Here is a 26,639-nt window from a genome sequence, read left to right on the forward strand (position 1 = left end):
GCACCGATACCGATCGATTCCCCCGGCCCGCTTTTCGACCGCCGGCCCGGCAGCGCCGGGGGAACCGCGAGTTCACCGGTTCGCCCACGACGAGTCCCCCGTCATCGGCACCCACCACCGGGCGCCGCCATCAAGGGAAAAGCGATATCCGACAGTCCGTCGCGACGCACCCGGACAATCCTCACGAAGCGTTGACGCCACCCGGACCCCTACCCGGGACCGCGTCCCGGACCGGTCCGGCCAGGTGGAACGCACCGGGCGCCGACACTCCCGCCGTCGCGAAGGTGACGGCGGGAGTCGGACGACGACGGGCACGAGAACGCGACAACGCGGGCGCGACGAGGCGACGCCCCGGACGCAAGGCCGCGCCGACTCGCAGGCGCGCGGGGACCGGCGTGCGCCGGGTCAGTGGAAGCCGAGCGCGGAGGGCGTCACCGCCGGCCGGTCGGCGGGCCGCGGATTCGCCAGGGCCGAGCGGGTCAGCGCCGCGAGCTCTCCCCCGGCCCGTTCGATCCGCGCCGGCAGGCTGTCGGTGCGCGCGTCGCCCGCCCCGCCCCAGTCCTCGGAGGCCGCGAAGACGGCGGTCGGGGCCACCAAGGCGCGCTGGTAGGCGAAGAGCGGGCGCAGCGCGTGCTCCAGGGCCAGCGAGTGGCGCGCGGTGCCGCCGGTCGCGCCGATCAGCACCGGCTTGCCCGCCAGGGCTCCGGGGTCGAGCAGGTCGAAGAACGACTTGAACAGGCCGCTGTAGGACGCGGAGAAGATCGGGGACACGGCGATCAGCGCGTCGGCCGTGCCCACCTCCTCCAGGACGTCGCCGAGTGCCTGCGAGGGGAAGCCGGAGAGCAGGTGGTGCGCGATGGGGGTGGCCAGCGGGCGCAACTCGTGCAGGCGCACCCGGACTTCACGGCCGGTGTCGGCCAGGTGGGCGGAGGTGGCCTCGGCGAGGCGGTCCGCCAGCAGGCGGGTGGAGGAGGGCAGGCTGAGCCCGCCCGAGATCACGGCGAGGGTGATCGGCGAGTTCGGTTCCATGGGGGACTCCATCCTGGTCAGGAGGCGGCGGGGACGGCGTCCCGGAGCGTGGCGTGGGTGGGGGCGTCGGGGACGGTCGCGGGCCGGCCCTTGGCGAACTCCTCGCGCAGGACGGGCACGACCTCCTCGCCGAGGATGTCGAGCTGCTCGAGCACCGTCTTCAGCGGCAGGCCGGCGTGGTCCATCAGGAACAGCTGGCGCTGGTAGTCGCCGACGGCCTCGCGGAAGCCGAGGGTGCGCTCGATGACCTCCTGGGGGCTGCCCACGGTCAGCGGGGTCTGCTCGGTGAACTCCTCCAGCGAGGGCCCGTGCCCGTACACCGGCGCGTTGTCGAAGTACGGACGGAACTCGCGCACCGCGTCCTGGGAGTTCTTCCGCATGAACACCTGCCCGCCGAGGCCGACGATCGCCTGCTCGGGCGTGCCGTGGCCGTGGTGCGCGTAGCGCTCGCGGTAGAGCTCGACCATCCGCCGGGTGTGCTCCTGCGGCCAGAAGATGTTGTTGTGGAAGAAGCCGTCGCCGTAGTACGCGGCCTGCTCGGCGATCTCGGGGCTGCGGATCGAGCCGTGCCAGACGAACGGCGGCACGCCGTCCAGCGGGCGCGGCGTGGCGGTGAAGGCCTGCAGCGGGGTGCGGAAGCGGCCTTCCCAGTCGACCACGTCCTCGCGCCAGAGCCGGTGCAGCAGCGCGTAGTTCTCGATCGCGAGCGGGATGCCCTGGCGGATGTCCTGGCCGAACCACGGGTAGACCGGGCCGGTGTTCCCGCGGCCGAGCATCAGGTCGACGCGGCCGTCGGCGACGTGCTGCAGCATCGCGTAGTCCTCGGCGATCTTCACCGGGTCGTTGGTGGTGATCAGCGTGGTCGCGGTGGACAGGACGATCCGCTCGGTCTTCGCGGCGATCCAGCCGAGCATGGTCGTCGGCGAGGACGGGACGAACGGCGGGTTGTGGTGCTCACCCATGGCGAAGACGTCCAGGCCGACCTCCTCGGCCTTGAGCGCGATCGCCAGCATCGCCTTGATCCGCTCGCGCTCGCTCGGCGCCCGTCCCGTGGTCGGATCGACCGTCACGTCGCCGACGCTGAATATCCCGAACTGCATGGGCTGTTGCCTTTCCACTGACTGATCGCGGCCCGACGGGGCCACCCGGCGAAACCTAGGCAACCGACGGTGCGCGAAGGACTTCCGCAGCGCATGACCAGTGGCCCTGCAGCGCACTGAAGCGGTCGGCGGGCGCGGTTCGGCCGGCCGCGCTCCCCCGACCGCGGCCGTCCGCGATCAGGACGCGCGGTGGCTGCCCTCGGTCCGGGCGGCGTAGGCCTGCCACTCACGGGGCGAGATTCCGAAGGCGTCGCGGAACGCCCGGCTGAAATGGGAGTGGCTGACGAAGCCCCAGCGGTGCGCGACGGCGGCCACACTGGCCTGCCGGCGGGACGGGCGCCCCAGTTCCCGACGGCAGGCGTCCAGCCGACGCCGTCGCACCCACTGGCCCACGGTCATTCCGTCCTGCTGGAAGAGCTTGTGGAGGTAGCGCACCGAGATGTGCTGCGAGCGGGCGATCGATCCGGGCGAGAGGTTCGGGTCGGCGAGGTTCTGCTCGATGTGGGCGCGGATCCGGGACAGCAGCTCGGCCGCGCCGTTGGGGTGTTCCGGGTCCTTCCGGTCGAGCAGCTCGGCCACCAGGATGGCGACGATGTCGGAGGCGCTGAGCGCGAGGAGGTGGTCCCGCCGGGCCCGGTGGTCCCGCGCCTGGGTGGCCAGGGCGTGGAGGAACTGGAACGCGAGCGAACCGATCCCCTTGTTCCCGCGCGCCACCAGCCCACCCGCGCGCCGGACGTCGCCCTGCCGGACGTCCAGGTAGAAGCAGGGGACACGGAAGCGGACCATCCGGCACTCGGAGTCCTGCAACAGGCCCGCCGGGTGCGGGGTGGCGCTGATCAGCAGGTCCCCCGGCGCCAGCACGCTGCTGACACCGCCGTGTCGGACGGAGGCCGCACCGCGGACGTGCAGGGCGACGTAGAGACAGTCCTCGGGGTCGGTTCCGGGCGGCGGGGAGAGGATGTCGATGCAGCCGTTGCCCCCGCCGCGCGCGGCTTGGTCGAGCAGGTGGGTTTCGGCTTCGGGCGTGGGGGTTTCGAGCATGGGCGAGGGACCCGACTGGTTCACGGGGGACTCCGACCGGTTGGAAGTGGTGCTGTGCGGATGCCGGCGGGGGCGGCTCGCCGGACGGCGGGGCGGCGGGGCCGGCAACGGGGCGCTCAGGGGAGGACGTTCTTCTGGCGCCATTCATACAAGGAGCGGAACGGCTGGACAAACGTTCAACAAACCGAGGTTCCGGCGGCTCCGCCCGACCCGGACGGCGCTCGTCCCGAGCGGCGCCCACTCCTCGGAGAAGGCCTTGAAAACACCTCGGGTTGAAGACCGAATAGCCTGCAGGACAAAGGAGTTAGGCCACATGAACCGGAGCGACGGCGGTCGGTGGAACCGCCTGACCGCGCCGCTCCCCGAGACCGGGCACGGCCACGCCGAACCCCCTTCCCGGCCGGCCCGGCGGCCGCAAGGTGCACAGGTTGTCACGTCGCCGTGCACCACCGGAACATCCCCGCGAACGGGTCGGGCTCAGTCCGCGCCCAGCTTCTCGCTCAGCTGGCTGCGGGAGGTGATCCCGAGCTTCGGGAAGGTCCGGTACAGGTGCGTGCCGATCGTGCGGGGCGACAGGTGCAGCTGCCGGCCTATCTCCTTGTTGGAGAGCCCTTGCGCCGCCAGCCGGGCGATCTGGACCTCCTGGGGCGTGAGCAGGTCCCGGTCGGGGCGGCCTTGGCTCCTGCTGCCCTCGCCCGCCGAGCGGAGCTCCTGGGCCGCCCGCTCGCGCCAGGGCTCCACGCCCATGGCCGCGAAGGACTCCCGGGCGATCCGCAGCGGAGTGCGGGCCTCCATCACCCGGCGGCGGCGCCGGAGCCAGGTGCCGTAGGCGAGCATCAGCCGGGCACGGACGAAGGGGGTTCGGGACATGTCCAGGTCGAACGCCGCCCGGAAGTGCTCTTCGGCGTGCTCGTCGTCGGCGAGCAGCGCCCGGGCGAATCCCAGGCTCACCCGGATCATCTGGACCTCGCTCGCCCCGGCGGACGTGAGGAGCTGTCGCAGGGCGGCCTTCGCCATGGCGCGCTGCTCGTCGCTGGTGGCGGCCTCGGCCAACTCGGTGATGGCCATGGTCTGCATGAACGGGTGGTAGGAGGGATCGGCCGGGTCGAAGACCCGCCAGACGCAGGAGAACGCCTCGGCGAAATGGCCCGCGGCGAGGCCGATGAGGCCGCGGGTGATCTGGATGTACGCGAGCTTGGAGGGGTCGACCACGGTCAGCCCCTGGCCCTCCGCCTCGCCGATCGCGACCAGCGCGGTGTCCAGGTCCCCGCGCAGCGCGGCGAACTGGGCCTTCGCCACCCGCGCACCGGTCAGCCACCGTGGTTGTGCGGTCTCCTCGGCCAGCCGGGCGGCCTCGGCCGCCGCCGGGAGTCCGGTCTCCCAGTCGACGGTGTGCACTGTGGCGAGGGCGAGGAGCACCAGCGTCTTGGTCAGCGGGCCCCGGCGCCCCTGACGACGCAGTCCGTTCGCCGCGTGGCGGGCGAATCCGGTGACCTGGTCGAACCCGTTCACCATGATGGCCGCGTTGGCCAGCGTGGCGGCGGTCACGACGTCGTACCCGCCCGCACGCTCGAGGCGCCGCAGCCGGTCGATCACCGTCGCCGACGCCTCCAGCGGGGCGGCCCCCGCCAGCGTGCACACCAGGTCCGGGTGGAGTTCCGGGACCGGTAGCCGCTCGGCGGCCGTCACGACGCGCTCCCGCAGCTCTCGCCCCGGGTCCGCCCACCAGCACCGCCACGCGGCCACGCGCAGCAGCCGCAGCGCGAGGCCGGGATCGCCGGCCTCGGCGGCCTGCTCGGCCGTGGCGACCAGCAGGTGGATCCGGGACGTGCTCGTGTCGGACTCCGACTCCAGCCATTCGCGCAGCAGGACCACGCGGGCCCGTTCCAGCGCGTCAAGGCCCAGCGATTCGGCCTGCTGGAGCAGCTCCGACACGCGATCCGCCTGCCCGAGTTCGAAGCGCAGCTCCGCGGCGCCGAGGAGTCGGGCCACACTGCCCGACGGCACCTCGCTCAGCGCGGTGGCGCGTTCCAGCGCGGTCAGGGCGGCCGCGGCGGCGCCGCGCTCCTTCGCGCTGAACGCGGCCCGGTCCAGTTGCCGCGCCACCGCTTCGTCGGGACGGCCGCCGGCCGCGGCCCGGTGCCACGCCTGCCGGTCGGGCTGTCCCTGGAGGGTGCGGGCCAGCGCGTCGTGGGCGGCGAGCCGGTCCGCGAGCGGGGCCGAGCCCAGGACGGCGGAGCGCACCAGCGGGTGGGTGAAGTCGATCCGGAACCCGTCGACGCGCACCAGACCCGCGGCCATGGCCGGCTCCAGCGACCGTACGGAGATCTCGGTGCCCGTCAGCGCCGAGGCCGCGGCGAGCACCTCGGTCAGTGCGCCGTCGTCGGCGGTGGCCGCGACCAGCAGCGCGTGCCGCGTGCCGGGCGGAAGGTCGGCCAGCGAAACGGAGAAGGCGCGCTCCAGCCGGGTGGTGAGCGCAAGCTCCGGCAGCACCCTGGAGTCCGCGGGTGCCCCGTCCGCCCCCAGGGTGAGCGGGAGCTCGGTCAGTGCGAGGGGGTTGCCGACCGACAGTTCCGCCACCCGGCGGCGCGTCCCCGGGGCGAGAGCGGGGTGGCGGGCGTCCAGCAGGGCGTCGGCCGCGACCGGCGCCAGGGGCGCGAGGTGCAGTTCGCGGATGCCGGGGGTGCCCCGCCACACCGTACGGTCCTCGCGGACGGCGACGAGCAGGCCGACGGATTCGGCGCCGACGCGGCGTGCGACGAACGCGAGGACGTCCAGGGTCGGCCCGTCCAGCCACTGGGCGTCGTCCACGACCATCAGAACGGGGGCTTCGGCGGCCGCCGCGCCGAGCAGGCCGAGGGTGGCCAGGGACAGCACGAAGAGCTGGGGCCCGGAGGCACCGGGGGACGGCTCCGCCATGCCGAAGGCCCCCAGCAGCGCCTGCGCCTGGGGGGTGGGCAGGCCCGCGACGAGGTCCGTCACGGTGTGGGTCAGCTGGTGCAGCCCCGCGAACGGCAGATCGCTCTCGGCCCGGACACCCGAGGCCCTGAGGACGGTGAATCCGCAGGCGCGCGCCCGGGCGGCGGCGTGGTCCAGGAGGGCGGACCTGCCGATCCCGGGGGCCCCGTGGATCAGCAGCGCGTCGCCACGCTCGGGCAGGGCGTCGACCAGTGCGTCGACGGCCGCCAGCTCCTCGTCCCGGCCGAACAGTGTGGTGCCTGACATCCGATCTTCCTCTGCGCCTAAGCCAGTGCTCTGACCTGGACCGTTGCAGTGTAGGTGCACGCATTGCACGGTTGGAATGCGCTGAGAGTCATGTGTCCGGCGACACACCACCCGCAGTCGCTTCACAGTCATTCGGCCGCCGACGTAAGTCATCCCGTGTTCCATGCTGGATGCCGTGCCGAGCGGAGGGAGAGGACCCATGACATCCGTGACCGACCCGGCCGGGTTCCCGAAGGACGGGAGCACCGGTCATCGCTGGAGCCGGGCCGCCTCCATCGCCGCCATGCCCGTGACGGTCGCCCCGTACGAGCCTGCGTCGGCCCCGGGCCGGATGACGACCCGGCAGTTGGGGCACCTGCTCTTCATCACGACCCACGCCGGCCCTTGCCGCTTCACCCGCGGCCTGCGGGAGATCGCCCGCGGCACCCGGCAGGCCGAGGGGTACGTCGTGGTCGCCGTCATGGGGGCCACCGGTGCCGTGGTGCAACAGGACGGCCGGACGGTCGAGGTCCCCGCGGGAGCGGTTTCCTTCTGGTACACGGAGACCCCCCATGTGGTCGACTACCCGCACGGAGTGGACGTCAGGGTGTGCCTGCTTCCCCGCCGGGCCTTCGGCGTGCGCGACGAGCAGCTGGAACGGGTGACGGCCACCGCGGCCGACGCCGGCGGCCCGGTGGCCGCCCTGGTCAAGCAGTCCCTGCTGGCCTTGGTCGAGACGGCCGATGACTGCCCGGCATTCGTCGCCGGTCGGCTGGCGGGCAACTTCGCCGACCTGGTGGCCATCCTCGTCACCGAGCAGGCCGCCCGTGACGCGCCGGCCGCGGCGGACTCCCGCCACACGCGGATCTGGGAGATCCACGCCTACGTGGACCGGCACCTCAAGGATCCGGTGCTCGGGCCGCAGACGATCGCGGCCGCGCACCGCATGTCCGTTCGGTCCCTCCACAAGCTCTTCGAAGGGGAGGGGACCACCGTCAGCCGCCTGATCCAGCGCCGCCGGCTCCAGGCGAGTGCCGAGGACCTCTCCCGCGAGGACAGCGGCGACAGCACGGTCTCCGGCGTGGCACAGCGGTGGGGCTTCACCGATCCGGCCCACTTCAGCCGGCTCTTCCGTGCCTCGTACGGCATCTCACCGAGCCAGTGGCGCGACACCCGCGGCGGCACCGGGCCGTCCGAGCCGCGGGATCCCCGGGGCCGGGTGTCCCGATGACCGATCGACCCGAGGGGAAGCCGATGTCCGCATCTCTCTCCACCGCGTCGCTGTCCGCCTCCGACCGGGCGGAGAGCTGGCGGGACGCCGTGTCCCGCACCTTCGTGCCGATGACCGTGGACTTCCTGGAGGAGGAGCCGTCGCCCGGGGAGATCGTCGGCGACCGACTGGGTTGCCTGCGGATCTCCAGGGTCCAGGCCGGGCCCCAGATGGCGACCCGCCGCAGGCACCTGATCGCCGACGGCGACTCGCCGACGCTCGTCCTCAGCCTCCAGGAACGGGGCACCGCCCTCAAGGAGCAGGACGACAGGGAGACGCTCATCCGGCCCGGCGGGTTCTCCATCACCGACACCTCCCGGGTCTTCCGGACGAGGATGGAGGAGGAGTTCGTCTTCACCTCCTTCCACTTCGCCCGCGCCGACCTGGATGTGCGGGAGAAGGACCTGCGGGCACTCACCGCCACGGCGTTCAGCGGCGCCGAGGGAAGCGCCGCGCTGCTGACGGACTACCTGTCGAGGATGGCGCACGAGGCGGCGGAGCTGGACGAGGCCGTCGGGCGCCGGGCCGCGGCCACGGCACTCGACCTGCTGGCGCTGTTCGTCGACGACCGGGCCGGACACGCCCGGCCGCAGGGTTCACGGACAGCGGCCTCCTTCGAGCGGGTCAAGGAGTACATCCTGCGCAACCTCCGCGATCCGGACCTGTCACCGTCCACGATCGCGGCGGCGAACTTCATGTCCGTCCGCTTCCTCCACAAGCTGTTCCAGCAGGAGGGGGGCACCACGGTCGGCGGGTGGATCCGGACCCAGCGGTTGGAGCGCTGCCACCGGGACCTGCTCCGGCCGATGGCGGGAGAGCTCGGGGTGGCGGGGATCGCCCGGCGCTGGGGCTTCGCCAACTCCAGCCACTTCACCCGCGCCTTTCGCGCGGCCTACGGCATAACGCCGCGTGACTGGCAGGCCGGCGCCCACCACATGCGCCGGAACGGCTGATTCGAGCTGCGGGGTCGTCGGCCGTCGCGGACCGGACCTCCTCGGCGGGAGCCGAATCCGAAGAAATCCCCACCTGAGGCTTCAGCCCGGACCGGACCCTGAGGAACAACCCCTAAGGGCGTAGACACGCCCACCAGCGGGCATGGCACGGTCGTAGGGCAACGCCATCGGTCGTGAGAAGGTACCAAGCATGAGCGCAATAAGGTTCATCCTCAATGTCATCTGGTTGATTTTCTGCGGCATTTGGATGGCGCTTGCCTACACGCTCGCCGGAATCATCTGCTGCGTACTCATCGTCACGATCCCGTTCGGGATCGTTCGCCGGGGATCAGAATCACGCGGGGATCGACGCGACCTTCGATTCGCATTGGCGGCGTGAGGTCGAGAGCAGGGATCGGCACGCGCTCCACCTCTGCGAGTATGGTATTCATCTCAGCCCAAGTCCCGTCCGCAGCCCACTCGGTGAAGTATTTCGACGCGGTGCTCGTCGACCCGTACTTCGCGCGAAGGTGCGGCCACGAGAGACCCGTCCGGGCCTTCGCGAAGATGGCGTCGACGGAGCGGCGGACGCGGTCGCGATACCCCTGCGGAAGCAGGTGGCGCACCAACTCCCATTGCTCCTCGGAAAGGTCAGCAGCCGGAACATCCAGGTGTGCCGATTGGTACCACTTCTGAACGGTGCACCGCGCGCCACCGCGGCGAAGGGGCACGGGACCCTCGACGGTGACCTTCACGTCGAGAAGGCCCAGAATCTCGTCCTGTTCCGCCAGGCTCATCTTCACCAGCTGGCGCTGCGCCATGTTGGCAAGCGCCACCAGGTCGCGAGCCCGGCGGTCAACTTCCTCGACCTCCACCAGCCAGGCCGCCGCCTCAGCACGCATCTGCTCGAGCTGTTGCAGCTCTTCATTGAGAGCCCCCGTGGCAGCCTGAATGACGTCTGGCGACTGCCCCTGCTTCGCCGTCGCAACAAGCACGGACGCGATGGCCGCTTTCATCTCAACGATTTGCTTGTCGAGTTCGGCAATGCGATTCGTGTGTGCCGTTTGATCTCCCGAGGCCATGCCGACCCACTCCGCGGCAAGCTCCTCCAACCTTGCGGAATCGGCGAGCAGGCTCACCACTTCGGTCCACACACTCTGTTCGACCGCTTCGGCGTCGATGTACGAGCAATCGCAAACCGCCTGCCCAGGCACCTTCTCCGACTTCCCGGAGCATCGGTATTGCCGACGACCGCCCGGCATCGACTCCCGGCTGAAGCCCGTGTAGGGAACCGAGCACAGCGCGATCAAGCGCCCGGACAGTGGATAGGCGGATCGGACTCGCGAGTTGTCCGACCTCCGGGTGGAGGCCATCCGACGGAGATCCGCAGCCTCGTCCACCGTGAGGATTCGGGGAAGCCTGATGACCACGGCCTCACCCCAGATCGGGAGTCCGTCGGCATCCTTGATCGCGTGATCACCGCGGAATACCAGCTCTGCGTCAAGTACGGCCCGCGACAGGACCCGATCCCTGAGGTTCGCCGCTGACCAGGGCTTCCCCGAACGGCAGGTATAGCCAGCGGCGTTGAGCCAGATCGCCGCCTGCCTGATGTTCAGTCCCAGATCGACAATGAGGTCGTGGACCAGATTAATGATCTTCGCTTCGCGCCAGTCGATGACCAGGTAAGAGCCCTTGAGGCCCTTCCCTTCGATCCGGTAGCCGTACGGCGGCCTGCCGCCGATGTGCGGCGAGCCGACTTCCTCGGCCTTCTCCTGCAGACCACCCTGGGTGCGCGAGCGGATGTTCTCCCACTCGGTCTCGGCGTAGTCGGCCTCCCGCCGCATCTGCGCACGGCCCTCGGGGGTGGTGTTGTCGATGTTGCGGTTGGTGATGGCTACGAAGATTCCCATGTCCTCCAACGCCCAGACCCAGCGCCAGAAGGCCCGGCCGACACGGCCGATACGGTCGCCCTTCTCCACCACGACCACGTCGAACTCGTCGAACTTGGCCTCCTCCATCAGCTGGTCGAAGTCCGGGCGCTCGCCCATCTCCTTCGAACCGGAGACCCCCTCGTCCTTGTACGTGCCGACATGGAGCCAACGCTTGCCGGCAATGTGCCGGCTGTTCTTGCGGGCCTGACTGGCGATGCCGTAGCCCTGCTTCTGTTCCTCGGTGCTCACCCGCAGGTAGTCCACGGCTCGGAGGACGCGTGGAGCAGTGACGCGGGCGGCCGTGTTGATGGCACCGCGTATGCGTATGTTTGGATTCGTCATGTCGACTCCTGGATAGTCGGCCGGCCCCGGGGCGGTTGCAGCCGCCGCCGGGGCACTCAACGCATGGCATGTGTATACGAATTACTCACGACGCACTTCTGTCTCACAGTGAGTCAGAGGGAACAGCAGCACGTGAAGCGAACAGCAAGCGAAGGAGCCGGGTGCGCTCGGCGGGAGTCAGCGGGGCTCCCTGTGACCAGAACACAGAGACCTGGGAGCGAGCCGCTACTGGACAGACGCCGACACGTCGGCGGTCGAGCGAGGACTCATTGCTGGTGGGGCGCTTCGACTGGGGGCGCTGGGCAGCTGTGATGGGACTCCTTTGGCGGCGAAAGAAGATGGCGATGGCCGCGGACCTGGCGGCATTAGACCCGGCCAGGTCCTGTGGGCGAAGGGGTGGGGAGGCTGCCCCACGGGCTCGGGCGGTGGGCGACTATGTTGGGGTGGCATACCCAGTCTCGGGGCCCTCCAGCACACCGCGGCCATTGACACCGGGCCGAAGGGGCGGGTCGGCGAAGCGTCTGCAGAAGTAGGTGCTGCCCCCCTGGAACGGACCGGATCGAGTCGACGACTTCTCCATCGGGGGTCGTGCACCACCCGCGGACGAGGGGAACCTCGGCAGCCGCGGGGATCGCCCAGCCTCCGCGTGGGCCAGGAACGGGTAGGCCAGTTCGGTGTGGCGTGCGTTCAGGTAGCAGTACCGCTCCGGCGGCAGGTCGACCTGGGACGGTAGCGCCGCCAGGGTGGACTACTGCCCATGGGCGAGCAGGAGGCCGTATGCGGACCGGTGGGTCCGGGAAGTGGTGCCCGCACGGTCGGATGACAGCTCCAGTTCGGCCTGCTGCCGCATGAAGGCGATCGGGACCTGTTCGGCTCTGATGAGCATCATGCGGGCAGGCCAGCGACCTCGCCTCTCACCGGAGGCCATGCCGGAACGCGGCCGGACTCTCGTCGACTGCGTCGAACGTCGACGCCGAGCTCCAGGGCGAGCAGAGTGCCGGGCAAGCGGTACGAGCGGCCGTCGCGTCGAAGCGGGACGGGATAGTCACCCCGCCTCGCGAGCTCGTACCCGCGAGTGCGACTGAGGCCGAGAGCGCGGTTGGCGGTCGCAAGGTCGACCACGGGGAAGTTCAATCAGCTGGGCGATGGACATGTTGGGCCGGGCCTGGACAAAGTTGCGCGACATAGGAAGCTCCTACTGGGCAAGGAAGTGTTCCCTTTCGACGAACAGCCTGCCACATGATCCGATCCAGATCGAGCTCAATGGGGTACTGTTCTCATATGGATCAGAAAACATGGTCGACCGTCGTAGACGCGGCCATCGCTCGCGAGATCAAACGCCGGCGCGCAGAGCTGGGACTGTCTGCCGAAGCCCTGGGGGCCCGCTGTGCCGACCTCGGCTATCCACTGACCCGGCAGGTGATCGCCAAGCTGGAGTCCGGCGCCCGGAGCGGGCCGACTCCAGCAGAACTCCTCATCTTGGCACGCGCATTGGAAATGCCACCGGTCAGCCTGATCCTGCCGCTCGGCCAGGGGCCGATGACCCGGCCGACGCCCCTTTCGGAGTCCACTCCATGGGAGGCAGTTGCCTGGTTCACCGGGGAGGATCGTGCGGCCCTTCCCGAGACCCCGGAAGCCGGTTCGCCCCAGGCCATCCTTGACGCCTTCCGCCGCCATGACCGGCTCGTCCGCACAGCACTGCTGTCCACCCGGATGGCCGCCGAACGGCGCCGGGACGCCCAGCTCGCACCGCCGGACGACTACGAGCGGACCGACACCGCCGCCGCCCAGCTGGAGCAGGTCGCACAGGCGGACCGGAGCGACCTCCTCGCCGCCCGCCGGGCACTGCGCGATCAGAGCCTCTTCCCACCCCCGCTGCCCGCCGACCTTGCCCACATCGATCGCGAGCAAGCCTGACCGACAACCACTCACGGGCCCACCCCGACCATCACGGTCTCCGAGGCGACATTCACTCGCCCCCGAGGCCCCGACCTTGCCAGGCGATGCCCGGCGAAGCTCAGGAACAATGGCGGATTCGACCGCTTCGAGGTCAACCGACCCCCAATCGCATTCAAATGAGTGCCGGTCGAACCGAGGGCGGTGTCGTTCAGAGGTTTTGTCCGGCTGGATGCCGGTTCAGGTGGCTTGCGCGGAAGCCCAGTTACTCAGATTGAGCCTGTGAGGGCGGCAACACGTCCACGCACACCAGGGCTCCGCGCAGATCGAGTCATCTGCTCGGGTGGGAGGCCGCCCAGCCGTGTTCGAGCAATGCGAAGGCCTCGTCGGCCGCGCGGTGCGGCTCGGCGTGCCGCAGGATGAAGCCGCGGGCCTCAAGGGCGAAATGAGCCAGGGCGGCGCAGCTGACGTCGCCCTTGGGGGCGCCGACGTCCTCGGCGATGGCCCGCGCCAGGGCCGCTTCGTGGCGCGTCCACATGCGGTGGGCGTAGTCGCGTAGCGCGGGGGTCTCCTGCACCATGCGCGTGAAATCGGCGAACCGCGGGTCCGTGGCATGGACGGCAAGCTGAGTCTGCTTGAGCAGGATGTGATCGCGCAGAGCCTGCGGGATCGACGTGCCGGGGGTGCGGTCGCGCACGGCGGCAACAAGCGCCGCCTCCAGGTCGTCCTCCTGGTCGAAGACCAGGGCTTCCTTGCCGGAGAAGTGCTTGAACAAGGTGGTCACCGAGACGTCGGCGGCGTCGGCGACGTCCTTGACGCCGACCTGGTCGTAGCCGCGGTCGAGGAAGAGCTCGAGTGCGGCGTCGGCCAGGGACTGGCGGGTCTGGGCCTTCTTGCGCTCGCGGCGCCCGGTCGGTTCGGTCACTCGCATACCGTACCCCAGGGTGAATCGACTGCAAAAGTTGAGTCGTTGCACTTATTTGGTGAGTGTGCTTTCTTGGTGAGGCCGGACCTCCCGGCGGCTCACCCACCTCCCGAAGGGCACTCCCATGAGCCCTGCTCGTGATCCCCGCATCGCGATTGTCGGCGCCGGCCTCGGCGGCCTCACCTGCGCCCGAGTCCTGCAGCAACACGGCCGCTCCGTCACCGTCTTCGAACGCGACGCCTCCGCCGCCGCCCGCCCGCAGGGCGGCACCCTCGACCTGCACGCCGAAACCGGTCAGGCCGCCCTGCGGACGGCGGGGCTCCTCGACCAATTCCAAGCCCTCTCCCGCCCCGAAGGAGAGGAGTGGCGCGTGCTCGACTTCGCCACCGCCGCCCTCCTGGCGCATCAAGGGCCGGCCGCCGCAGGCGGCCGACCCGAGATCGACCGTGGCCAACTGCGCGAACTGCTCCTGGACTCGATCACCGAGGGCACGGTGCGGTGGGACCACGCCGTCACCGGAGTCACCCCGCTCCCGGACGGCACCTGCCGGCTGCTCTTCGCTGACGGCGCCGCCGAGGACTTCGACCTGGTGATCGGCGCCGACGGCGCCTGGTCGCGCGTCCGCCCGGCCCTGTCGCACGCCGTACCCCGCTACACCGGCGTCACCTTCGTCGAGACCGGATTCGACCACTGCGACACCCGCCACCCCGACCTCGCGCGGCTGGTCGGCAACGGATCGATGCTGGCGAAGGGCGCCGGCAGGTCCCTGGTCGCCCAGCGCAACAGCAACGGCCACATCCGCGCCTACATCGCGCTCCGCACGCCGCAGGACTGGCACATGGCCGCCGGTATCGACCTCGGCGACCAGCGGGCCGTACGCGCGCACCTGCTGAGGATGTTCGACGACTGGGACGAGAGCCTGCGCTACATCCTGCGCAACAGCGACAGCGGGTTCATCAACCGGCCCCTGTTTGTCCTGCCCGCCCCGCACACCTGGCAGCACGTGGCCGGCGTCACGCTGCTCGGCGATGCCGCGCACCTGATGCCCCCGGTCGGGCTGGGCGCCAATCTCGCGATGCTCGACGGCTCCGACCTCGCCCACGCCCTCGTCACCGAACCCGGCATCGACGACGCCGTCCGCGCCTACGAGAGCATCATGCTGCCGCGCTCGATCGAGGCCGCGACGAGCAGCGCGCAGGGACTCGACCACCTCGTTCCCGCAGCGACCTCCTGAGTCGGCTCCACCGCCCGGGCCGCGCGGCCGTTCCTGCGTCGATCATGTGCAGTCTCCCGGCGGTCGCATCCGCCCCAGGGCGGTGGACTCAGAGGGTCTGTCCGGTTTGATCACGTGACGGTGGCGCCAAGAGCGGTCAGCAAGGCGGGCGGCGCGTCGGCGGCCACTCCGCGATCGCGGCCAGGGACTTCGCGCCGGCCAGCACCGCGCACGCGGCGAGCGCGAGGACGAAGGCGACGGGGTGGCGGCGGCCCTTGGCCCGGCGCGGATCAGGCACCGCCGCGAGGCGGCCCAGCAGCTGTGGGTGTTCCCCGGGCTCGACAGGCCGGGTGGTGGCGAGCTGGTCCAGGCCGGCGGGGACGGGCGATGACGAGCGGGCAGACACGGTCCTCCCTCGTGGTGATCAGGGCTTCGCCACCTCATGATCACCCGGAGGCTATGCCTGTCTCCGCTCATGCCTCGTCCGCGAACGCCACAGTCACGTCCGCCGCCTGAAGCGGCATCATGTCGGGCAGATCCCCTGAACGACGCTGCCCTGACACGTTGGCCGATCTCCTCGGTCACGAAGACCCTGCCTTCACGCTCCGGAGGTACGTCCACCGAGTCGCGCGGTCGTTCGAGAAGGCACGCGAAGCGATCGGCGACGCTACCGCCGCGCCGCGTAGCGTCGAAATCCAGGGGCCGGGGGTCGCCACGCTCCGTTCGATCGAACTCACGCGCCGCGTCTGCCCCGGCTGCCCGGGCCGGCACCCGGCGGGTTCGCCGTCGATGGTGCGGTTACGTCGTCGCGGGCTGGGCACCCGCGCAGCGATCGGTGAACACGTCACGAGACCGGGAGGCAGCAGTGAACGACATCCCCCAGGGCGGTGCAGGAGGCGTGCCGCTGCACCACGAAGCGGAGGAACCCGACGAGCGCCGGGACCCCCGTCTGCCGGGAGTCACCGGAGCGGAGGGGAACGGTCCCGAGGAGGACACGGTGCCCACCGAAAAACAGGGCGACGCGACCACCGCCGAACCCGGCCGGCCCCGTCGGCTTGGCGCCGACGAGTCCTGACATCTGTTCTGCTCGTCGCCCGGCGTACCTTCGCGGAAGGCGGGGATACGCGGGACGGCGATGCCTGCCCGCTCCTGGGCGGGCCGGCCTCGCGTGCGGCGCCACCTGCCCGGCCTCAGCGAGGCCACCGGATGGCGTCCGCCCGCCCATTCGACGCCCCCCTCGCAGCACCTCGCCGCTGGTCAAGGAAGCGCTGTGGCGTGGAGGCAGGTATGACGACCGGGTCCGGGTCCGGCGGTGAGCGGTCGGGCGATGTCGCCGATGATCTCTACCCGTAGGCTCCCGGTTGCGTCGGCGTACACCGGGCGGCCCTCCGCTGTGACCTCACCGGTGGGCTGGACCAGGACGACCTCTGGTGGGCCGTGGCTTCCGGGCGGGCCGGGGAGGGTGATCGCGTAGCGGGAGGTGGTGTCCATCGGGTGCCTCACTCGGCGCCCGCGTCGGTGGGCTTGGCGAGGGCGGCCTGAATGCTGTCACGGATAGTGAGGATTTCGTCGGCTCCGGTGATCTCCAGGAGCCGTTGCAGCTGGGATGGTGGGGCGGCCAGTATGAGCTGGACGCTGTTCGCCTGGGCCTCCAGGCGGGCTGTGAGCAGGGCATTGAGGCCCGTGGAGTCGCAGAAGGACAGGTCGGCCAGGTCGACGACGAGTAGCTGTGGCCCGTCTTTGACGCCCCGGGTGAGTGCGACCTCCAGGGCCGTGCGCTGGTCCCGGTCGACTTCGCCGTGCAGGTGCAGCACGCGGGCGGTGTGGGGGACGTCCGTCATGGCGATCCGCAGCAGCGGTGCGGTGGGCCTGTTGTCCTCGGGGGTTTCGTCTTGCCGGGTAGACATGAGCGGGCTCCCATCCGGCAGGGAAGCTGTCCGTAATCGATCCTGCCTCCGACGCCCCTGTCAGTCCACCGGGCAGGGTGGCGGGGCCGACCGCTCAACCGGCCCCCGCCACAGCCTTGCGGCTGACCCGCGCAGGCGCTGGGCAAACCGGGCCCGAGCTGCCAGCGCACGCGCACTTGGTGCCGCTGCGCGGCAAGATGGGATGAGCAGATCGTTGCGGTGCCGTGACCGCGACTCCGCATCGTGGCACCTACTCGCTCGACGATCCCCGGTGATCGGCCGTCGACCTGGAGGAACTGAGATGTCCCACCAAACCCTGGCCGAGCCTCTGCACATCTACCTGAACGATCACCTGACCGGCGCGTTCGGCGGGGCCGCGCTCGCCGACCGGATGGCCCGCACCCATCCCGACAGTCGCCGTGCCGATGATCTGCGGCGTCTGGCCCGCGACATCGAGCAGGACCGGGACGACCTCGTGCGGATCATGAACCGGCTCGGCGTGCCGGTTCGGCGCTACCGGACCTGGCTGGGCCTCGCGGGTGAGCGCCTCGGCCGGCTCAAGCCGAACGGGACCGTCGTGCGCCGCGCCCCGCTCAGCGACCTGGTCGAGCTGGAGACGCTGCGTACCGGGGTCGAGGGCAAGGCCGCGGTGTGGCGGGCGCTGCGCGCCATTGCCGACACGGACGAACGCCTCGACCAGGCGGAGCTGGACAGGCTTTCCGAGCGGGCTGCCGCGCAGGCTCGTACGCTGAACGGCTGGCACCAAGCGGTCAGCGCGGCCGTCCTTGCTCACCGGCCCGGACCAGGGCAACCAGGTGCCGGTTCGGGCAGCGCCTTGTGAGCAGCTCGGTCCCGGCGAGCGAGGAGGGCCAGGGCCGGGTGGTGCGTGCGCTTCATTCGGCGCTTCAGGCGGCCGGAAGCACAGTGTCCGTGGCGGAGTCCTTGACCGGCGGTCTCCTGGCGCTCGTGCTGACCGAGGCGCCTGGCGCGAGCGGGGTGTTCGTCGGCTCGGTGACGGCCTACACCGACGGCGTCAAGCATGGTGTGCTGGGCGTGGAGCGTGCCCTGCTGGAGCGGCGCGGTGCGGTCGATGCCGAGGTGGCCCGGCAGATGGCGTGCGGTGTGCGGCGGCTGATGGACAGCACCTACGCCCTCTCCACCACAGGGGTGGCCGGTCCACAGTCCCAGGACGGCCAGCCGGTGGGCACGGTGTTCATCGCACTCGCGGACGCGGATGGCACGCGCGTCATCTCGCGGCAGTTGGACGGCGACCGGCACGCCGTTCAACAGGAGTGCGTCGCCGAAGCCCTGTGTCTTCTGCAAAGCCGTCTGCGACCGCCGTCCTGACGGGATGGGGGCGGTGCCCGGTCAGAAGAGACCCCTTAACTCTGTGGCGCTGGGCACCTTCAGCGGGTCGCGGGTGTAACGGTCTTCTTGGCGTCTTCGAGCTGTTCACCGAGGGCAACGAGGCGGTTGCGTCCTATGGCCTTGCGCACCTGGGGGAGCCAGTCCTTTCCCTCTTCCTCGACGTGGTGGCGCACGTTCTCCATCAGCACGGTCATCTTGGCGTCGAACCGCTCGTCCTTCGGGTCCAGGTCTGCGAGCTCGGAGAGCATCCACACCACCACGTGGTGTTCCTCGACGCTCTCCAGCACGGGGTCGGTGGTGTCCGGGGCGGCTTCGCGGGCCGCGGGGTAGAACACACCGTCTCCTCGATCACGGCGTGGACGGTCAGCTCCTCGATCACTTGGTCGGCGATGCGGCGCCTCTCGGCGTGGGCGCCGCCGCCGGCCTTCTCGAAGGCCTTGAACAGCTTCTCCAGCGTCTTGTGGTCGTCCTTGAGTAGAACGATCGCGGCCATCACAGCCTCAATCCGTCATTACAACTCGAGCGGGGACGGGCGAAGGCGACGGGGGTCAGGTGGCCTGAGTGCCGACCGTGGGCGGCTCGGTCTCCTCGTCGGCCTCGCCCTCGTGGACGTCGTCGGCGTTGGCCCGGACGTCCTCGGGGGTGGGTGCCGTGATGCTGCGTTCCTCCGCGGACCGCTCCCGTACCGTGTCGTCTTCGCGTGAGGCGTCCTTCTTGCGGGCGCCCGTGTCGTCCGTGCTCATCTCGTCGTGATGGTGGCGGATTGGATGCGCCCAGGCGGCCCTGGACGGCGGCGGTCTCGCGCCGGCCGTCGTGCCGGGGCACGGTTCAGTGGCCGAGGGCGCTGGCGAGTTCCTTCTTGTTCATCTTCGAGCGGCCGTGGATGTTGCGCTGCTTGGCCTCGTTGTACAGCTGCTCCTTCGTCGGCCCCTGGGAGCCGGAGTGCGAGTGCAGTCCGCCGCGCCGGGAGGAGGACATGTCGTGGGTGGAGGAGCGGCTGGCGGTCTTCGACTCGCCGTGCTGGGCCCGTTCCTTGTTCACGGTCCGGGCCGCGATCTCCTGGGCCCGCTTCTGGCTCTCCCCGCGCTCCAGAGCGCTGTCCTTGATGTGCTCGTACTGTCGTTCACGCTTCTTGCTCGAACCCGCAGGCATGGTTCCTCCTCCGTGTGGTGTGCTGCATCGGCTACCCCGAACCTAGGACGCGATTCGGTCGCAGGCCTACTGGATGCGGCCGACGGACCCACGCGGGGCATCTGCGGAGCTGGCGAACGCCGGACGGTCAGGAGGCGCGAACACGTGATGCCGAGCAACAGCAGGTACAGCACTCCGTCGACGACGCCCACCACGCCGCAGGACTACGGCAATCACCTCAGCGCCAAGAACACCGCTCGCGCTCAACCTCCCTCCCCTCGGGGCCGGGTCAGGTCAGGTCAGCCGGTCCGGCTGGACCGAATACGTCTACCACCGGTACCAGCGGCTGCGTCCGCCCTCCGCGGCACCACGGAAGACGAAGCCGAGCAGCCACAACGCCAGGACCACCAGAGCGACCCACCACAGCACGTGGACGGCGAATCCCAGACCACCGAGGATCAGCACGAGCAGCAGGACAAGGACAAGAGCGAGCATGGGAGGTTCCTTTCCGAGATGCCTCGGCGCTCCAAGACGTGCCCGGCACGGAAGAGGCGGAGGCGCTGCGCCCGAGCGCCTACCCCTGTTACGCCATCCCACTCGCGCGGCAAGTACCACCTTCTGACGTCAGACGGCCCAGGGCGAGGTGTTCCCAGTGCCCGGGCCCCGGCGCTACCCGATCAGGTGACAGGCCGCTGCGGCAGCGAACAACGCGACGGTCTGCGGGAACCCCTTCCGATGGGGACGGGAGGAGCCCGTGCTGGACCATCTGGCGCCGCCAGCCGTCCAGGGCCGCGTAGACGAGGACGGAGGGGCTGGTGGTGCCCAGCAGGTCCTCGCGCTGCTTGAGGACGGCCGGGTCCACGAGCCGGCCCTGGAGGTGGAAGACGGAGCTCTGTTCCAGGCCGGAGCCCATCTTGTGGACGGAGGTGACGCACACGTCCGCGCGCCCGTTCATCGCCCAGGTCGGCAGGTCCGGGTGGAAGGGCAGATGTGCTCCCCACGCCTCGTCCACGATCAGGGGCTTCCCGGCCGCGTGGCAGGTGTCGGCGATGGCCGGCAGGACGGCGCACGTGCCGTAGGGAGGTGACCAACGCCCCTCGGGCGTCCGGGTGCCGGGCGAGCATGGCTCGGAAGGAGTTCGCGGAGGGCGGGTGCGCCAGGTGCAGCCGTGGGTCCCACTGGGGTTCGACCCAGACCGGGCGGATACCGGCGAGGACGAGCCCGGCAATGACGGACTTGTGCGCGTCGCGTCCCACCAGCAGTTCCTCGTGCGGACCGGCTACGGAGAGCATCGCGGCCTTGACCGACAGGGAGCTGCCGCAGATGGAGAAGAAGGTGCGGTCGGCGCCGACGGCTTCCGCCATCAGGGCCTGGGCGCGTGCTGGAGGGTGCCGCGGGAGCCGGTACGGTCGTCCAAGCCGCCGGTGGCGAGCACGTCCGCGCGGGAGACATCGGCGCCGAGCGTCGCCAGCACACGCGGGTCGGCGCCGCGGCCCTGCTTGTGCCCGGGAGGCGTGAAGCACGTCAGCGGGTTGGCGTGGAACGCCGCAAGGGCTTCGAGCACCGGGGCCTGGGACTGATCCATGCCCGGGCGTCTGCCCCGCGCCCGACATCAGAAACGCGGGCTGGGGGCAGCGGGGACTCTCGGGGTGGTAAAGCTCCCGCAGAGCCGCTACGTCCTGAGCCCCCATCGCCGCGCACCACCGAAGGGTGAAGGGCCCCTCCTGGCATCAGTTGCATGATGCTGGAACCCCAATGCCCCGGCTGTGATGCCCCAGGGCCCACGGGGGCCGCGTCCGGGGCCTGCCTGCTGGCGAGCGTTCGGGCCCGTCGTGGCGCGGCTTGGGGGCGTGTGCGGGCCACTCGATCGGTCCACCGGGAAGCCGGTCCGGAGCCGCTGCCGACTGGCAAGGGGACCATGCTGCGCACGTGCTGTGAGCGCAGGCCGATCTGACGAACCGGTTGCATGGCGGTGCACCTGAGGGCTCGCAGGCTGATCAAGGGCCTCCTCCGGATCCCGCCCGCGCCCCCCGGTGTCCGCCGGGCTGCTGCGGCTCTCGGCCCCCGCCGTTCGCTCTGACGCGGGCGAGCCTGGATCTCCCAGGACTCTCACGGAAGGAGGGCGTCCGGCGGGAAGCGGTCCCACGCGCGGTGGGTCCCGAGGAGGCCGACGATGCCGGCCAGGACCTCGTCCGGATCTTCGCTTGTCAGGACACCGGGTGCGTGCGGATCGATGCCCGCGGCCGCCCAGACGGCGCGGGCCGCCGGGTGGCCGCCGAGCGGCTTGGCGTGACGGTAAGCCTCGTTGACGAGCAACGCGACCCGGGAGTCCACGGGCGACGAGCCGCTGGACTTGGCGTCGCGTGCCCCGTGGTCGTCGGCTCCTCGCGCGGGCGTGCCGAGCACAAGCAGAGCGTCGAACTCGACGGAGCGGGCCGCGGCGAAGGTGCGCTGTACCGGCAGGCCGTCCGCGAGGGGCCCCGCGGTGGGGGCGATGATCAGGGCCGTCATTCCGGCGCCGCGCACAGCGTCACGGGCCGCTCGCACGTGGTCCGTGGTGCCGACGAAGTCGACGACGATGCCGACCACCCGGCCGTCGACCGGCCAGGATGTACCGAGCTGCGAGAGCGCGGCACTGGGCTCGACCGGCGGCAGCGCCACCGTGGCTTCGGGGGCCGGAAGGCCGAGCCCGGCGGCAACCTCGGCGCACAGGACCGGGTCGACGTTGGCCAGGACTGCCACGGCCCGTTCCCGGATCGCCGCTTCGTAGACCTTGGAGAGCTCGAAGGTGTAGGCGGCGATGACGTGCTGCTGCTCAACGGGGGTGAGGCTCAGCCAGAACAGGCGGGGCTGGGTGAAGTGGTCGCTGAAGGAGGCCGGCGCCTGGCGGACCTTTGCGGAGGCCGTGACGGGCGTCGGGTACTCCACGAAGGGGTGCTCGCCGGCGCCGGCGAAGAACGGGCAGCCGCCGTCGAGGGAGTTGGGCTTGTACGGGGCGACGCCGCTGTGCACGGCGTCCTGGTGGAAGCCGTCGCGGAGCATGTCGTTGACGGGGGCATGGGTGCGGTTGATCGGAATCTGCGCGAAGTTCGGGCCGCCGAGACGGGTGATCTGGGTGTCGAGGTAGGAGAACAGGCGCCCGGAGAGCAGCGGGTCGTCGGTGATGTCGATGCCGGGCACCAGGTGGCCGGGGTGGAAGGCGACCTGTTCGGTCTCGGCGAAGAAGTTGGTCGGGTTGGCGGTGAGCGTCATCAGGCCGATCGGGCGCACCGGGGCCAGTTCCTCGGGCACGATCTTGGTCGGGTCGAGCAGGTCGATGCCTTCGAAGGTCTGCTCGGGCGTGTCCGGGAAGGTCTGGATCCCGAGCTCCCACTGCGGGTAGGCGCCGGCCTCAATGGCGTCCGCCAGGTCGCGGCGGTGGAAGTCGGGGTCCATGCCGCCGATCAGCTGGGCTTCCTCCCAGACCAGGGAGTGCACGCCGAGCCTGGGCTTCCAGTGGAACTTCACCAGCGTGCTTGCGCCGTCGGCGTTGACCAGGCGGAAGGTGTGGATGCCGAAGCCCTCCATCATGCGGTAGGAGCGGGGGATGCCCCGGTCGGACATGTTCCACAGGGTGTGGTGGGTGGCCTCGGTGTGCAGCGAGACGAAGTCCCAGAACGTGTCGTGGGCGCTCTGCGCCTGCGGGATCTCCCGGTCGGGGTGGGGTTTGGCGGCGTGGACGACATCCGGGAACTTGATGGCGTCCTGGATGAAGAACACCGGGATGTTGTTGCCGACCAGGTCGAAGACACCCTCGCCGGTGTAGAACTTCGTCGCGAAACCACGGGTGTCACGCACGGTGTCCGCCGAGCCCCGCGAACCCAGCACGGTGGAGAACCGCACGAACACCGGCGTCTCGACGTTCTCCGCGAGGAACGCCGCCTTGCTCACGGCACTCGCGGTGCCGTAGCCGCGGAACACGCCGTGCGCGGCGGCACCGCGGGCGTGGACGACCCGCTCGGGGATCCGCTCGTGGTCGAAGTGCGTGATCTTCTCGCGCAGGTGGTGGTCCTGCAACAGGACCGGTCCGCGCGGGCCGGCTTTCAGGGAATGGTCGCTGTCGGCCAGGCGTGTGCCCTGGGCGGTGGTCAGGTAGCCGCCGCTCTGCGCCCGCGCGTCCTCGGACCCGCCGCCGCTACGGCCGGTCGCCGACAGGACGGCAGGTGGGCTCTGGTCGGGCTTGGACGGCAGCGGGGCGCGCGGCTGCGTGGGTTCCGCCACCGGCGGCGGTTGCGCGCCGGGGGCGCCCGGCACCTCCGCCCGGTCGCGGTCCTTGTCGTCCGAGACGGCGTCCGTCACGGCGTCCACGAGCTTGCGCACAGGGTGGGACTTGGTCATTGGTTCTCCAGATCGAACTCCGGCCCAGCCAGATCGGGGCGGACGGCTCAGCGGCACACACCCGGGCGCCCGGCGCCACTGGTCGACTCCGAGCGGTGGCCCGCCACAGCGAGACCCCAGGGCGTCCGGCCACCGTTGCCCGGTCCGCAGCGCGTTACATGCCTCGACCGACCCGCTGTGCGGGGCGCTGGGTGGGCACGATGCCTTCCCCAGGATCGGCGGTCGTGGCAGGTGCCGCGATGCAGGGCGCCGTTCGGCCCAGTGGCCCTCTGGGTCGGGCGGCGGGCGCGGTCACGGGGGCAGGCCGCTCAATCGGCCTACTCCACCGTCCTTGCGACTTGTTGGCAGCGCCGAGTAGGCCACGCCCCGCCCGTACGGTCCATGCCGCGCGCTTGGCGGCAGCTCGCGGCACGATGAAGAGTGTCGGCGACGGTTGAACCGTGGTTCTGGATCACTTTCCGGGCTCTGTCGCTGATTGAGGGGTTCCTTCTTGTTGATCACGGTGACAGGAGGATGCGGCGTCGCAGGAGGTCGAAGTTGGCCCGGCCGTACATCTGTCTCTTCAGCAGTTGATCTTGTTGTTGTGGCCCTCGACTGCGCCGGAGCTGTAGCTCAGGGTCAGGCCGGCGACGACCGCATCGAGATCCTGCAGAAGACCGCTGGCGAAGCTGCGAAGGGCCGGGGCCTGGTCCCGCTCAACGCGTGCGATCCAGTTCTTGAGCTCTTGTCCGCGGCGGTCGTTCATCAGCTCGGCGAAAGCCCTGACGTGCTCGGCAAAGGTGGCCAGCGCCGGGACTCGGGCGAGAACCTCAGACGGCGCGGTGAAGGTCCTCTTCATACCGTGAGGTGAAGCCGGGCAGCCGTTCGGGGCGCAGGCGAAACAGCTGACGCCTGCGGAGAGCGGGTGGCGCTCGGCTTCCGTGATGTGCCCTTGCGTATCGGCAAGGACGGCCGTGGGAGCCGGGTGGCGTGGAGGCAGGTGGGACGTTCCGGGTCACAACGGGGGTTGAGAACCTCCGGGCGGTTCAGCTGCGGCGACGGCGGGCAGAGCGCCGGGCCGGTCCTGGCCTCCGTGCAGGCTTGCCGTTGCTGGGCTACTCGACTGGTGGGAGCAGGGGTCCCAGTGGTCCCAGGTCGAGGTTGAGGTCCTGCATGGTCAGTCCGTACCGGGCGCAGAGCTCGGTCATGCGGTCGTGCAGGGCCATGAGGGTGGCGCCCAGGTCCTCCTCCTGGTCCTCGGTGAGATCGCCGGCCTCGACGCGGTGGAGCGCCTGGCGTTCCATGAGCTGACGCAGGAGTTCGACGAGCGTGAGGACGAGTCTCATCAGGTCCCGTTCCACACTCTCGGGGTCGGTGGTGATCCTGCGCGGGATCTGCTGTGGGGAGCCGCGATCCGGGGGTGGGCTGTCGTGCGGGGTGGCTGGCAGGAGCCGGAACGCGCGGGTGGCGGCTTGCGAGATTTCGTCGTAGCGGTCGGGGTGGCCGGGTCGGTTGGCGGTCATGGGGGCTCCGTCCGCCTGGCGATGCCGGCGACGCCCCAGGGGGCGGGATTCTGTTCACTGATCGACACGATGAGGGCGCGCAGCGAGATTCGGACGAGGTCGATGTCGGCGATGGACAGGACGAGGTCTCCGGTGAGGACCACCCCACCGCTGAGCAGTCGGTCCAGCAGGTCGATGAGCGCGACCTGCTGCTGTGGCAGGGCAGTCCTGGATCTGTCCGGGCCGCGGTCGGGGTTCACGATGCGCTCGTGCCTGGATCGGGCAAGGTGGCGAAGGAATAGGGGGCCCAGGGGCCGGTGACGTCAACGCGGACCCCGGTGAGGCCGTCGGTGGCCCGCATGGCCTCCACCCGGAATACGTCGACGTGGGCGGCCGGCACGAGGTAGGCGTCGTTGCTGACGTTGATCCCCGGTCCGGTCGCCAGCTCGCCTTCCTGGATACGGTGGCGGGCCCGCTCGACGGCGTGGACGCGGGCGATCGCTGTGATCCGTGCTGCCGCCTGCTCGGCCGCCTGACGGGCGCCGTTGCGTGAATCCTGCTCCGCGCGGCGGTGGCGCAGGTAGGCGCGCCCCGGGCTGAGTGCCGCTCCAGGAGCATTCGCCTCTGCGGTCGGGGTGTCGTACGCGGGGTCGACGTAGAGCTTGACGCCCATCTCCACATGACCGTCCAGGTGCTCCAGTCTTTCCAGGAACAGCGTCTGCCGGTCGTGGAGCATGGCGCGTACCCGGCCCTCGTCGAGATAGACCGTCGCCAGGCGCAGTGGGAGGACGGTGGCACGTGCCGCGAACGCCTCGATGACGCCGTGGTGTGCCCGGGCAAGTGCTTCGAGCCAGCCGATGTCCTCCAGGTGCTCGCGCAGTGCTGTCTCGTTGAAGTGGCCCTCGGGAACGGGGCTGACCATCGCCACCAAAGCGGCGTCGTGGCTGGACGGCACGAGGCGGACCGGTGCGTTGGCGACACCGGTGATGGGTTTCGTCGCTCTCAGCAGGGCACTGTTCCGGGCAGCGGCGTAGACGTAGGTGAGCGACCCGGCGGTCATGTGTCACCTCGGGGGGACCGTGGACGAGTGGTTGCGCGTGTCGAACGGCGCGGCTGGGACGTCTCGTGAGGCCTGTCGGCGGGAGGCAGTGCTGCGTCGGCACGCATCGTCTCGATCTGTTCGCGCAGACGTCGGTTCTCCTCTTCGAGGGAGGAGGGACTGTTCCTGGCCTGGGAGGACAGTGAGGGATCGTGTTCCCACCAGTCGATGCCCATCTCCTTGGCCTTGTCCACGGAGGCGATGAGCAGACGCAGCTTGATGGTGAGCAGTTCGATGTCGAGGAGGTTGATCTGGATGTCGCCGGCGATGACGATGCCCTTGTCCAGGACGCGTTCCAGGATGTCGGCGAGGTTGGCTGACGAGGGCTGGTCGTAGGGCGGGGCAGCTCGGGAGGGGAGGGAGCCGAGACGATTGGCCAGGGGGTCTGTCACG

25 protein-coding genes and 3 pseudogenes are annotated in these 26,639 nt (G+C 70.4%); 7 read left to right on the plus strand and 21 right to left on the minus strand.

The window, feature by feature from the left end:
* Window positions 1-405 precede the first annotated feature (405 nt).
* The 4 genes from ACFVVA_RS12710 to ACFVVA_RS12725 form a co-directional block, all read right to left on the minus strand.
* On the minus strand, window positions 406-1,029 hold the full coding sequence (locus tag ACFVVA_RS12710; RefSeq protein ID WP_387688611.1) for an FMN reductase: 624 nt from the start codon (window positions 1,027-1,029) through the stop codon (window positions 406-408).
* Between the two features lie 17 nt (window positions 1,030-1,046).
* On the minus strand, window positions 1,047-2,129 hold the full coding sequence (locus tag ACFVVA_RS12715) for an LLM class flavin-dependent oxidoreductase (protein ID WP_387688613.1): 1,083 nt from the start codon (window positions 2,127-2,129) through the stop codon (window positions 1,047-1,049).
* A 177-nt stretch (window positions 2,130-2,306) separates the two neighbouring features.
* Window positions 2,307-3,170, minus strand: a complete 864-nt coding sequence (locus ACFVVA_RS12720; RefSeq protein WP_387688615.1) for a helix-turn-helix domain-containing protein — start codon at window positions 3,168-3,170, stop codon at window positions 2,307-2,309.
* Window positions 3,171-3,647: 477 nt separating this feature from the next.
* On the minus strand, window positions 3,648-6,395 hold the full coding sequence (locus tag ACFVVA_RS12725; RefSeq protein WP_387688617.1) for an ATP-binding protein: 2,748 nt from the start codon (window positions 6,393-6,395) through the stop codon (window positions 3,648-3,650).
* 199 nt (window positions 6,396-6,594) lie between these two features.
* Between ACFVVA_RS12725 and ACFVVA_RS12730 the strand changes: the two genes are divergently transcribed.
* The 3 genes and pseudogenes from ACFVVA_RS12730 to ACFVVA_RS12740 all read left to right on the plus strand — a co-directional run.
* Entirely contained in the window at window positions 6,595-7,605 is a 1,011-nt protein-coding gene (locus tag ACFVVA_RS12730; RefSeq protein WP_387688619.1) for a helix-turn-helix domain-containing protein, read from the plus strand.
* Between the two features lie 23 nt (window positions 7,606-7,628).
* The gene (locus ACFVVA_RS12735) at window positions 7,629-8,597 is read left to right on the plus strand and encodes a helix-turn-helix domain-containing protein (RefSeq protein ID WP_387688621.1); all 969 of its coding nucleotides are present in this window, start codon (window positions 7,629-7,631) and stop codon (window positions 8,595-8,597) included.
* A 190-nt stretch (window positions 8,598-8,787) separates the two neighbouring features.
* Window positions 8,788-8,913, plus strand: a pseudogene (locus tag ACFVVA_RS12740) (YccF domain-containing protein); the annotation flags it as partial.
* Here ACFVVA_RS12740 and ACFVVA_RS12745 read toward each other — a convergent pair.
* Both ACFVVA_RS12745 and ACFVVA_RS12750 read right to left on the minus strand, forming a co-directional pair.
* A complete protein-coding gene (locus ACFVVA_RS12745) occupies window positions 8,894-10,771 on the minus strand; it encodes a recombinase family protein (RefSeq protein WP_387688623.1) in 1,878 nt (625 codons plus the stop codon). The pseudogene ACFVVA_RS12740 and the gene ACFVVA_RS12745 overlap by 20 nt on opposite strands.
* Window positions 10,772-11,597: 826 nt before the next feature.
* Window positions 11,598-11,738, minus strand: a complete 141-nt coding sequence (locus ACFVVA_RS12750) for a hypothetical protein (RefSeq protein ID WP_387688625.1) — start codon at window positions 11,736-11,738, stop codon at window positions 11,598-11,600.
* A gap of 392 nt (window positions 11,739-12,130) precedes the next feature.
* On the opposite strand from ACFVVA_RS12750, the gene ACFVVA_RS12755 reads away from it, so the two are divergent.
* Entirely contained in the window at window positions 12,131-12,766 is a 636-nt protein-coding gene (locus ACFVVA_RS12755) for a helix-turn-helix transcriptional regulator (RefSeq protein WP_387688627.1), read from the plus strand.
* A 310-nt stretch (window positions 12,767-13,076) separates the two neighbouring features.
* Here the strand turns inward: ACFVVA_RS12755 and ACFVVA_RS12760 are convergent, their stop codons facing one another.
* Window positions 13,077-13,676: a TetR/AcrR family transcriptional regulator gene (locus tag ACFVVA_RS12760; protein ID WP_387688629.1), complete on the minus strand. Its 600-nt coding sequence runs from the start codon at window positions 13,674-13,676 to the stop codon at window positions 13,077-13,079.
* Window positions 13,677-13,794: 118 nt separating this feature from the next.
* Between ACFVVA_RS12760 and ACFVVA_RS12765 the strand changes: the two genes are divergently transcribed.
* Window positions 13,795-14,904: an FAD-dependent oxidoreductase gene (locus ACFVVA_RS12765; RefSeq protein ID WP_387688631.1), complete on the plus strand. Its 1,110-nt coding sequence runs from the start codon at window positions 13,795-13,797 to the stop codon at window positions 14,902-14,904.
* 136 nt (window positions 14,905-15,040) lie between these two features.
* Here the strand turns inward: ACFVVA_RS12765 and ACFVVA_RS12770 are convergent, their stop codons facing one another.
* From ACFVVA_RS12770 to ACFVVA_RS12780, 3 genes are all read right to left on the minus strand, one after another.
* Window positions 15,041-15,289, minus strand: coding sequence for a transposase family protein (locus tag ACFVVA_RS12770; RefSeq protein WP_387688633.1), 249 nt, complete (start codon window positions 15,287-15,289; stop codon window positions 15,041-15,043).
* 851 nt (window positions 15,290-16,140) lie between these two features.
* Complete coding sequence (locus ACFVVA_RS12775) at window positions 16,141-16,374, minus strand: DUF6296 family protein (protein ID WP_387688635.1); 234 nt, start codon at window positions 16,372-16,374, stop codon at window positions 16,141-16,143.
* A gap of 8 nt (window positions 16,375-16,382) precedes the next feature.
* Complete coding sequence (locus ACFVVA_RS12780; RefSeq protein WP_387688637.1) at window positions 16,383-16,790, minus strand: STAS domain-containing protein; 408 nt, start codon at window positions 16,788-16,790, stop codon at window positions 16,383-16,385.
* Between the two features lie 301 nt (window positions 16,791-17,091).
* Between ACFVVA_RS12780 and ACFVVA_RS12785 the strand changes: the two genes are divergently transcribed.
* Entirely contained in the window at window positions 17,092-17,631 is a 540-nt protein-coding gene (locus tag ACFVVA_RS12785; protein WP_387688639.1) for a hypothetical protein, read from the plus strand.
* Complete coding sequence (locus tag ACFVVA_RS12790) at window positions 17,628-18,137, plus strand: CinA family protein (protein WP_387688641.1); 510 nt, start codon at window positions 17,628-17,630, stop codon at window positions 18,135-18,137. Before ACFVVA_RS12785 ends, ACFVVA_RS12790 begins: the two co-directional genes overlap by 4 nt.
* 59 nt (window positions 18,138-18,196) lie before the next feature.
* Here ACFVVA_RS12790 and ACFVVA_RS12795 read toward each other — a convergent pair whose 3' ends face one another.
* The 11 genes and pseudogenes from ACFVVA_RS12795 to ACFVVA_RS12845 all read right to left on the minus strand — a co-directional run bounded on the left by ACFVVA_RS12795 (window position 18,197) and on the right by ACFVVA_RS12845 (window position 26,638).
* On the minus strand, window positions 18,197-18,493 hold the full coding sequence (locus ACFVVA_RS12795; RefSeq protein WP_387688643.1) for a hemerythrin domain-containing protein: 297 nt from the start codon (window positions 18,491-18,493) through the stop codon (window positions 18,197-18,199).
* Between the two features lie 213 nt (window positions 18,494-18,706).
* Entirely contained in the window at window positions 18,707-18,901 is a 195-nt protein-coding gene (locus ACFVVA_RS12800) for a hypothetical protein (RefSeq protein WP_387688645.1), read from the minus strand.
* Between the two features lie 85 nt (window positions 18,902-18,986).
* On the minus strand, window positions 18,987-19,310 hold the full coding sequence (locus tag ACFVVA_RS12805) for a plasmid stabilization protein (protein ID WP_387688647.1): 324 nt from the start codon (window positions 19,308-19,310) through the stop codon (window positions 18,987-18,989).
* A gap of 306 nt (window positions 19,311-19,616) precedes the next feature.
* Window positions 19,617-19,784, minus strand: coding sequence for a hydrophobic protein (locus ACFVVA_RS12810; protein WP_387688649.1), 168 nt, complete (start codon window positions 19,782-19,784; stop codon window positions 19,617-19,619).
* 256 nt (window positions 19,785-20,040) lie between these two features.
* Window positions 20,041-20,874 (minus strand): annotated as a pseudogene (locus tag ACFVVA_RS12815) (aminotransferase class I/II-fold pyridoxal phosphate-dependent enzyme); the annotation flags it as partial.
* 524 nt (window positions 20,875-21,398) lie between these two features.
* The gene (locus tag ACFVVA_RS12820; RefSeq protein ID WP_387688651.1) at window positions 21,399-23,666 is read right to left on the minus strand and encodes a catalase; all 2,268 of its coding nucleotides are present in this window, start codon (window positions 23,664-23,666) and stop codon (window positions 21,399-21,401) included.
* Between the two features lie 497 nt (window positions 23,667-24,163).
* Window positions 24,164-24,504, minus strand: a pseudogene (locus tag ACFVVA_RS12825) (transposase).
* A 256-nt stretch (window positions 24,505-24,760) separates the two neighbouring features.
* Window positions 24,761-25,168, minus strand: a complete 408-nt coding sequence (locus ACFVVA_RS12830) for a gas vesicle protein K (RefSeq protein ID WP_387688653.1) — start codon at window positions 25,166-25,168, stop codon at window positions 24,761-24,763.
* A complete protein-coding gene (locus tag ACFVVA_RS12835; protein ID WP_387688655.1) occupies window positions 25,165-25,407 on the minus strand; it encodes a gas vesicle protein in 243 nt (80 codons plus the stop codon). The genes ACFVVA_RS12830 and ACFVVA_RS12835 overlap by 4 nt, the downstream gene beginning before the upstream one ends.
* On the minus strand, window positions 25,404-26,207 hold the full coding sequence (locus ACFVVA_RS12840; protein WP_387688657.1) for a GvpL/GvpF family gas vesicle protein: 804 nt from the start codon (window positions 26,205-26,207) through the stop codon (window positions 25,404-25,406). The genes ACFVVA_RS12835 and ACFVVA_RS12840 overlap by 4 nt, the downstream gene beginning before the upstream one ends.
* Window positions 26,204-26,638: a gas vesicle protein gene (locus ACFVVA_RS12845; RefSeq protein WP_387688659.1), complete on the minus strand. Its 435-nt coding sequence runs from the start codon at window positions 26,636-26,638 to the stop codon at window positions 26,204-26,206. The genes ACFVVA_RS12840 and ACFVVA_RS12845 overlap by 4 nt, the downstream gene beginning before the upstream one ends.
* Window position 26,639 lies beyond the last annotated feature (1 nt).

This window comes from Kitasatospora sp. NPDC058048 (assembly GCF_042885555.1).
Classification (GTDB): domain Bacteria; phylum Actinomycetota; class Actinomycetes; order Streptomycetales; family Streptomycetaceae; genus Kitasatospora; species Kitasatospora lactacystinica.

Bases quoted from the DNA above. Each gene is read 5' to 3' on its own strand.
- ACFVVA_RS12710 (WP_387688611.1), bottom strand. From the start codon at position 1,029: ATGGAACCGAACTCGCCGATCACCCTCGCCGTGATCTCGGGCGGGCTC.
- ACFVVA_RS12715 (WP_387688613.1), bottom strand. From the start codon at position 2,129: ATGCAGTTCGGGATATTCAGCGTCGGCGACGTGACGGTCGATCCGACC.
- ACFVVA_RS12720 (WP_387688615.1), bottom strand. From the start codon at position 3,170: ATGCTCGAAACCCCCACGCCCGAAGCCGAAACCCACCTGCTCGACCAA.
- ACFVVA_RS12725 (WP_387688617.1), bottom strand. From the start codon at position 6,395: ATGTCAGGCACCACACTGTTCGGCCGGGACGAGGAGCTGGCGGCCGTC.
- ACFVVA_RS12730 (WP_387688619.1), top strand. From the start codon at position 6,595: ATGACATCCGTGACCGACCCGGCCGGGTTCCCGAAGGACGGGAGCACC.
- ACFVVA_RS12735 (WP_387688621.1), top strand. From the start codon at position 7,629: ATGTCCGCATCTCTCTCCACCGCGTCGCTGTCCGCCTCCGACCGGGCG.
- ACFVVA_RS12750 (WP_387688625.1), bottom strand. From the start codon at position 11,738: ATGATGCTCATCAGAGCCGAACAGGTCCCGATCGCCTTCATGCGGCAG.
- ACFVVA_RS12755 (WP_387688627.1), top strand. From the start codon at position 12,131: ATGGATCAGAAAACATGGTCGACCGTCGTAGACGCGGCCATCGCTCGC.
- ACFVVA_RS12760 (WP_387688629.1), bottom strand. From the start codon at position 13,676: ATGCGAGTGACCGAACCGACCGGGCGCCGCGAGCGCAAGAAGGCCCAG.
- ACFVVA_RS12765 (WP_387688631.1), top strand. From the start codon at position 13,795: ATGAGCCCTGCTCGTGATCCCCGCATCGCGATTGTCGGCGCCGGCCTC.
- ACFVVA_RS12775 (WP_387688635.1), bottom strand. From the start codon at position 16,374: ATGGACACCACCTCCCGCTACGCGATCACCCTCCCCGGCCCGCCCGGA.
- ACFVVA_RS12780 (WP_387688637.1), bottom strand. From the start codon at position 16,790: ATGTCTACCCGGCAAGACGAAACCCCCGAGGACAACAGGCCCACCGCA.
- ACFVVA_RS12785 (WP_387688639.1), top strand. From the start codon at position 17,092: ATGTCCCACCAAACCCTGGCCGAGCCTCTGCACATCTACCTGAACGAT.
- ACFVVA_RS12800 (WP_387688645.1), bottom strand. From the start codon at position 18,901: ATGAGCACGGACGACACGGGCGCCCGCAAGAAGGACGCCTCACGCGAA.
- ACFVVA_RS12805 (WP_387688647.1), bottom strand. From the start codon at position 19,310: ATGCCTGCGGGTTCGAGCAAGAAGCGTGAACGACAGTACGAGCACATC.
- ACFVVA_RS12810 (WP_387688649.1), bottom strand. From the start codon at position 19,784: ATGCTCGCTCTTGTCCTTGTCCTGCTGCTCGTGCTGATCCTCGGTGGT.
- ACFVVA_RS12820 (WP_387688651.1), bottom strand. From the start codon at position 23,666: ATGACCAAGTCCCACCCTGTGCGCAAGCTCGTGGACGCCGTGACGGAC.
- ACFVVA_RS12830 (WP_387688653.1), bottom strand. From the start codon at position 25,168: ATGACCGCCAACCGACCCGGCCACCCCGACCGCTACGACGAAATCTCG.
- ACFVVA_RS12840 (WP_387688657.1), bottom strand. From the start codon at position 26,207: ATGACCGCCGGGTCGCTCACCTACGTCTACGCCGCTGCCCGGAACAGT.